The sequence below is a fragment of the Rhodococcus sp. DMU2021 genome (assembly GCF_019641445.1).
GTDB lineage: Bacteria > Actinomycetota > Actinomycetes > Mycobacteriales > Mycobacteriaceae > Rhodococcus > Rhodococcus pyridinivorans.
Window position 1 is genome coordinate 131,759 of the sequence record NZ_JAIFKB010000017.1, and the last position, 6,592, is coordinate 138,350.

Annotated in this window: 7 protein-coding genes; 3 read left to right on the forward strand and 4 right to left on the reverse strand. The window is 68.7% G+C overall.

Going from position 1 to position 6,592, the window contains the following annotated elements; genetic code table 11:
- Positions 1–22: 22 nt before the first annotated feature.
- Positions 23–499 carry a nucleoside deaminase gene (locus tag K3M35_RS20855; protein ID WP_220666931.1) on the reverse strand — a complete coding sequence of 159 codons (477 nt, stop codon included), beginning with the start codon at positions 497–499 and terminating at the stop codon, positions 23–25.
- The gene (locus tag K3M35_RS20860; protein ID WP_024102735.1) at positions 500–1,060 is read right to left on the reverse strand and encodes a tRNA adenosine deaminase-associated protein; all 561 of its coding nucleotides are present in this window, start codon (positions 1,058–1,060) and stop codon (positions 500–502) included. It abuts the gene before it with no gap.
- A gap of 48 nt (positions 1,061–1,108) precedes the next feature.
- Here K3M35_RS20860 and K3M35_RS20865 point away from each other — a divergent pair, with 48 nt between their 5' ends.
- Together K3M35_RS20865 and K3M35_RS20870 are read left to right on the forward strand one after the other, a co-directional pair.
- Positions 1,109–2,071 (forward strand): prephenate dehydrogenase, encoded by a 963-nt coding sequence (locus tag K3M35_RS20865; RefSeq protein ID WP_024102734.1) that lies wholly within the window; start codon positions 1,109–1,111, stop codon positions 2,069–2,071.
- Complete coding sequence (locus tag K3M35_RS20870; RefSeq protein WP_039586730.1) at positions 2,059–3,405, forward strand: amidase; 1,347 nt, start codon at positions 2,059–2,061, stop codon at positions 3,403–3,405. Before K3M35_RS20865 ends, K3M35_RS20870 begins: the two co-directional genes overlap by 13 nt.
- Here the strand turns inward: K3M35_RS20870 and K3M35_RS20875 are convergent.
- Both K3M35_RS20875 and K3M35_RS20880 read right to left on the reverse strand, forming a co-directional pair.
- Positions 3,402–4,001, reverse strand: coding sequence for a putative glycolipid-binding domain-containing protein (locus K3M35_RS20875; protein WP_072740572.1), 600 nt, complete (start codon positions 3,999–4,001; stop codon positions 3,402–3,404). The genes K3M35_RS20870 and K3M35_RS20875 overlap by 4 nt on opposite strands.
- 86 nt (positions 4,002–4,087) lie before the next feature.
- Positions 4,088–5,107: a hypothetical protein gene (locus K3M35_RS20880; protein ID WP_220666932.1), complete on the reverse strand. Its 1,020-nt coding sequence runs from the start codon at positions 5,105–5,107 to the stop codon at positions 4,088–4,090.
- A 157-nt stretch (positions 5,108–5,264) separates the two neighbouring features.
- On the opposite strand from K3M35_RS20880, the gene K3M35_RS20885 reads away from it, so the two are divergent.
- A complete protein-coding gene (locus K3M35_RS20885) occupies positions 5,265–6,380 on the forward strand; it encodes a GIY-YIG nuclease family protein (protein WP_259444300.1) in 1,116 nt (371 codons plus the stop codon).
- The last annotated feature ends 212 nt before the right edge of the window (positions 6,381–6,592 follow it).

Genomic DNA, 6,592 nt, shown 5'->3' on the forward strand with positions numbered 1-6,592 from the left:
GCCTCATCCTGAAATCGCCTGGTCACAGCTCCGAAGCCGGCCCTCGATGTTCCCGGAAGAACGCCTCGAGCACGGCCGCGCACTCGGCTTCGAGCACACCACCGCGCACTTCCGGACGGTGCGTGAGGCGCCGATCGCGCACCACGTCCCACAGCGACCCGACGGCGCCCGTCTTCGGCTCCCATGCCCCGAAGACCACCCGCGATACCCGGGAGAGCACCGACGCTCCCGCGCACATCGTGCAGGGTTCGAGGGTCACGGCGAGGGTTGCGCCCTCGAGACGCCATCCGTCGCCGTAGGCCTGCGCTGCCGCGCGCAGAGCGAGCACCTCGGCGTGCGCTGTGGGGTCGCCGGTGGCCTCGCGGGAGTTCGCCGCTCGCGCGATCTCGGTGCCGTCCGGCCCGAACACCACCGCGCCCACCGGTACGTCACCGGCGGGCGCGGCAGCGGCGGCCTCCAGCGCGACCCGGATCAATGCCTCGTCGTCGCGCAGCCCCATCTAACGGAGCTTGTCCAGGGTGTTACCCAGGACGTCGTCGAAACCGAGTCGCTGGGCGATCTCGTCGAGTTGCTCGTCGGGATACAGGTCGGTCTCCGACAGGATCACCGAGAGCACCGGCTCGGGCAGACCCATGTCGGCCAGGATGCCGAGGTCGCCTTCCTCCCACGGCTCGATGTCGTCGAGCTCGTCGGGATCGATATCGGGGATCTCGATGTTCAGCGCATCGAGGACGTCGGCTGCGATGTCGTAGTCGACGGCCATCGTCGCGTCGGACAGCAGCAACCTCGTTCCCGCAGGTGCGGGACGCACGATGATGAAGAATTCGTCGTCCACATTCAGCAGACCGAAGACTGCGCCGGAACTTCTCAGCTCCCGCAACTCGGTCACTGCGGTATCGAGACTCGTCAGTGCGGCACCGGACAACACCCGGCACTTCCAACGACCTTCCTCCCGCGTCACGGCGACGGCGAAGCCGTCGAGGTCGTCGCTCGAATTCCCGGCGGGGTTCCCGCTCTGGGTCACGGAAGGGCTCTTGTTCCCTACACGCTGTGCAGCCATGGGCGCAACGGTAGTCGGCCACGTCCGGTGAATGAAGCCCAGCACGGGATATGCCAACCTGATGAGGTGTCCTCAGCCGTCTCTTCCCCGCCCGTCTGTGTCCTCGGCCTCGGTCTGATCGGTGGTTCTCTGCTGCGCGCTGCCGCGGCCACCGGAAGGCAGGCGTGGGGTTACAACAGGTCGTCGCAGGCCGTGGAGGCCGCCGTCGCCGACGGCTTCGACGCGTCCACCGACCTCACGGCCACGCTGCGTCGCGCAGCCGACACCAGCGCCCTGGTGGTGATCGCGGTGCCGATGCCGGCAGTGGGCAGCATCCTCGAGGCGGTGGCCGAGCACGCCCCCGAGGTCGCGCTCACCGACGTGGTGAGCATCAAGGCGGAAGTGGCCGCTGCCGTCGCCGCTCACGGCCTGTCGCGGCGTTTCGTGGGTGGACACCCCATGGCAGGTACGGCGGAGTCCGGCTGGACCGCTGGGACCGCCGACCTGTTCCGCGACGCGGTGTGGGTGGTGACCGTCGACGACGGCACCGATCCCGAGGTGTGGCGGCAGGTCGCCGACCTCGCGCTCGACTGCGGCTCCGTCGTCGTGCCCGCCGAATCCCGGGAGCACGACGCGGCGGTCGCGCGAGTCTCCCATCTCCCCCATCTCCTCGCCGAAGCGCTGGCCCTCTCGGGCGCCGGAGGCGGCGATCTCGCACTCGGTCTCGCCGCCGGCTCCTTCCGGGACGGCACGCGGGTCGCCGCGACGGCCCCGGCCCTGGTCGACGCGATGTGCGAAGGCAACGCGGAAGCCCTGCTGGTCGCGCTGGACGAGACACTCGAGGTGCTGAGAACGGCCCGGGAGCAACTGGCCGACCGCAGCACCTCCGAACTCACCCGCGCCGGTCACGCGGCTCGGACCCGCTACGAACAGCGCCGTCGCGACCCCATCGTCGGCACGCAGCCCGGCGACGAGGGCTGGATCGCAGCGTTCCGCGAGGCCGGACGACGCGGTGGAGTGTGGACACGATGAACCTCCGCGACATCGCCTCGGCGCTGACCACCGGCAAGACGACCCCCACCGAACACGTCCGCTCGGTTCTCGCCGAACTCGACGCCCTCGTCGGGACCCCCTGGGGGAACACCGTCGCCGCCCGCAACGACGAGGCGGCGCTCGAAGCCGCAGCCCTCGCCGACGAGCAGATCGCCGCCGGGAGCTGGATCGGCCCGTTGCACGGCGTCGCGGTCGCGGTGAAGGACAACATCGACGTCGCCGGGTTCCCCACCCGCTGCGGCAGCGCGGTCCTCGCCGATGCGCCTCCGGCCCGGCGCGATGCTCGCGTCATCGAGAAGCTCCGCGAAGCCGGAGCCATCGTGGTGGCGAAGACCCATCTCCACGAGTTCGCCTACGGGCCCACCGGGTTGATCAATGTGTCCGGCGCGGCCCCCCACCCCCACAACCCGGACCTGATCAGCGGTGGTTCGTCGTCGGGCTCCGCAGTGCTGGTCGCGAGGGGCGTCGTGCCCGTCGCGCTGGGAACCGACACCGGCTGCAGCGTCCGTACCCCGGCGGCGCTGTGCGGGATCGTCGGATTCAAGCCGGGCTTCGGTGCCCTGCCCGAGCAGGGCGTGTTCCCGCTGTCGACGACCTTCGACCACGTCGGTCTGCTCGCCGCCGACGCTCTGGACGCCTCACTCGCGTGGGGCGCCCTTCCGGGCATCGCGCACCTGCGCACCCCGGTCTCCGAACTGCGCATCGGACGCCTGCGGGGCGGCATCTGGGATCTGTCACCCGTCTTCGACGAGGCCGTCGAGACGGCGTGCCGCACCCTCACGGATCTGGGCGCCCGCGTCGTCGACGTGGAACTGCCCGAGACCGACGAGATGCTCGAGCTGTATCCCGTGGTCACCGGCTCGGAAGCATACGAGACGCATCGCGCGTGGTTCGAAGCCGATCCCGACCGCTACCAGCCTCCGACGGCCGCTCTGCTCGCCGCGCAACGCGACCGGCCGGCCTACGAATACATCCACGCGGCCCGGGCGGTGGCGCGACTACGTCACGACGTCGTGCACCGCCTCCGCACCGTGGACAAGCTCGACGCGCTGATCACCGTCACTACCGGCGTGCGTTCGGCGCCGCTGACGAGCGATCCCGTCGAGCTGCGCGCACCGCTGCTGCAGATGTGTGTCCCGTTCAGCGTCCTCGGTGTCCCCGCCCTGTCGGTGCCGGCTCCTGACGGCGGGTCGTCGCCGGTCGGACTCCAGATCGTCGGCCTCACCGGCGGAACGCACGGGCACGGTAGCCACCCCGCCGAATCGGCCGCGTTCGCCGTGGCGATGGCGGTGGAGGCGTCGGGACAGCCCTAGATGCGGGAGGCGAGTCCTCGGTACTCGAGGACGAAGCCGTCCTCGTCGACGGTCACCGACGACGACGAGCGCGGCGACAGCACATGGATGCCGTCGGACGCACTGCTGTAGACGACCGTCGCCTCCTCGATGCTGAGATCGATGAGGTTGACGTAGACGACGGGCACCTCCACGTCGTCGGCTCCGGCCTGCAGGTCGTGCCGGCGGATGGGCAGGGCGTTGAAGAACGGGCTGAACACCACATCGACGTCCAACGCCCCGCCGAAGGTGGACCGCTGATGGTCGATGCCGTTGTCGGACATCCAGATGCCCTCTTCGGACCGGGTGAGGGACATGTGCCGTTCGCCCGAAGCGAGGGTGGTGCGCACCGACAATCGGCGGGTGACACCGTTCTCATCCGTCACCAGGTCGTACGACGCGCTGAAGGCCGGATGGTCGGTGCACTCCGCACCCACGATGCGACCGGACGCCTTGATGCGGCGGCCGGAGAGCTGTACTCGTACCGACTCCATCCGAGACGCATCGGCCGCACGCCACGTGAGTAGCGCGGGCCACGTCGACGCGGAACCGGTGGCGTCAGAGGCTGGGGTGCTCACGGTCTATACGGTATGCGACGAAGCGCACACGGTGGGCAGCGGTGCCGTGATTCGTCCACAACACGGTTGCGGCGGGGCCCACCTGCTCACGCCGTGTCCGGCAACGCCTCGTGCCGGGACATCTGACGCAGGTGGTGTGAGAACACCGACAGCGCCGCGGCGCCCACAGCGACGTTGAGCAGCGCCCCGAACTCCTGGACGGCGAACTCCAGCACGTCGACGAAGAAGACGGTGATCAACGCGGCCGTCCGGAGTGCACGGATCGCCCACCTTCGCCGCCGCCACAAGCCCACCGATCCCACCACGCACAGCAGGACGGTGACGCCGGAGCCGACGAGCTGGATCACGGTCACCACGTTGCTCGTCCGCGCGGCGAGATCCTCCTCCAAGGTCGCAGCGGCATTGAGGAGAATGCCGACGGAGAAAATGGTGAGCAGGGCTGCCGCGACGCGGACGCTGCGCTCACCTCGCAGTCGCTCCGGCAGCCGGAGCGACACCCACGAGAAGCGCGACGGTACCTCCCGGCACCGGGCGAGCAGGAGATCGATCTGTTCGACGACCTCGGGGTCGACTCCACCCTCACGTGCGCGTTCGAGCTGCACTCGCGCCTGGTCGCGATCGGTCGGGGTCAGGCCGTGGGTGAGCCCGTCCGTCGCCGTGAGCGCGGCGTTGGCGAGATACTCGTCGGGCGACGGCCCGCGACGGAGGTGCACCGCTCGATTGACGACGAGCAGCAGCACGACCACCACGTACATGATCGCCACCGAGGGTCGGTAGAAGTAGTCGTTGGTCTTCGTGACGAACTTGCCGACCTCGTCGAGGAACAGGCCGAACCCGATTCCGCCGAGCAGCACCGCGATGCGGTCGGGCGCCCTTCCGATGAAGGTCAACGAGACCATCAACGCGGCGACCATGAGCAGACCGCCCCACAGCACGTGAGCGATGTGCAGGACCGACCCGCCGACCTGCGGATAGCCCGTCAGATGCAGGTACAGACGGGTGACGAGGATGGTCGCGACCGTGATGATCAGAAGTGCTTCGACCTGCGCGGACGACGCGGTGTCCCGCAACAACCGAGAACGGGAACGGGTCCGCACCGCTGTCATGGCACGCGAGCTTATCCGGCTCGGGTTCTCCTCGGGTTCTTCCTCCGGATTCGGCGGCGCGGCGCCTGCGCGGAGCGACTCCCCAATCTTGTGTGTGGCCTAGAGTCGCTCTATGCGCACAGTGTGGACAGTTCCTCCGAACATTGCCCAAACTCTGTTGGAATCTCCCGAGATCCAGATGTTCCTGACCAGCAACGAGTTGCCGGATACAGCGGACGATCCACGCCAGAGACTTGCGGAGTTCACCCACGCGCTCGGCGCCCTCAGCCGTCACATCGGACGCACCTTCGGTTCCGTGGACGCAGCCAACCGCGAACTGTTCGGCGGCTCCGCCGGCAAGGTCCCCGTGGCACTGCGCCTGACCGTCCTGCGGGCTCTCGTGAACCATGTCGAAGACCGCGCCCCCAGCCCGAAACTGCTTCCGAAGAACATCTGCGACCAGCTCGGCGCCTACGTCTACGCCCTGCTCGACCCTCGCGACCGGAGCATCTTCTACGTCGGCGCCGGACGCGGAAATCGTATCTTCACCCTCGTCTGGACGGCGCTCGGAGAGACCTCGAAGCTGACCGAGGCCGGCGAGAAGACACCGCTGGCCACCCCCGAGACCGAGGCGGCTCTGCGGCGCATCCGAACCGTCTACGAGTCCGGCTACGCGGTGGAGCATTTCGTCGTGGCCGACGCGCTGAACCCGAAGACCGACGCCGACCATACCGCCGCAGTGACGGCCGAAGCGGTCATCGCGGCGCTCGGACTGACCGAACCGCACCGCGGCGAATGCGTACTCACCAACCTGGCGGGCGCAACCGAGGAGTCCGAAGCCGACCGCGCCGCCATCCCGATCGCCGAGCTCGTTCGTCAGTACTCGGCCTCGCCCGCTCCCGAACTGCCGACGCCGTGCGTCGTGCTGCGGGTCAACGAGGCGAAGAAGGCGTCGCCGGCTGCGGTGCGCGAACTCGCGTCCAAGCCGTGGCCGGCAGGATCGGCGGCGCGTGGAATCGACGGACTGCCGATCATCGTCGTCGCCGACAACATCGTCCGCGCGGTCTACCGCGCTACCGGGTGGGAGGCAGCCGCTCGCACGGAGGAGAACGGCGGCACGATCCTCTACCGGTTCGTTGGGGAGGCCGACGAAGAGCTCGAGGGCAAGTTCGTGAACACTCGCGTCACGCCGGACCGGCTGGGTCTCAAGCGTTGGCCGTCGCACGGTTGGGCTCCGCGTCTGACGCGTGCACTGCCGCGGCCGGTCGCGCGTCCGAAGGCACCGCGCCCCTGATTCTCCGGCTGCTTCCCGGTTCGTCTGCGGACCGGGAAGCAGCTCGTGCCGGTTCTCGAAAACCGTTGAGCCGGCACATTTTCTGCATAATAAAACACGAAAGGGGACCCACAGTGTGGGTCCCCTTTCGGAACGGGTGTTCGGCGGTGTCCTACTCTCCCACACCCTGTCGAGTGCAGTACCATCGGCGCAGACAGGCTTAGCTTCCGGGT

Excerpts from the sequence above, each read along its gene's own strand:
- K3M35_RS20855 (WP_220666931.1), bottom strand. The coding sequence starts at position 499 with ATGGGGCTGCGCGACGACGAGGCATTGATCCGGGTCGCGCTGGAGGCC.
- K3M35_RS20860 (WP_024102735.1), bottom strand. The coding sequence starts at position 1,060 with ATGGCTGCACAGCGTGTAGGGAACAAGAGCCCTTCCGTGACCCAGAGC.
- K3M35_RS20880 (WP_220666932.1), bottom strand. The coding sequence starts at position 5,107 with ATGACAGCGGTGCGGACCCGTTCCCGTTCTCGGTTGTTGCGGGACACC.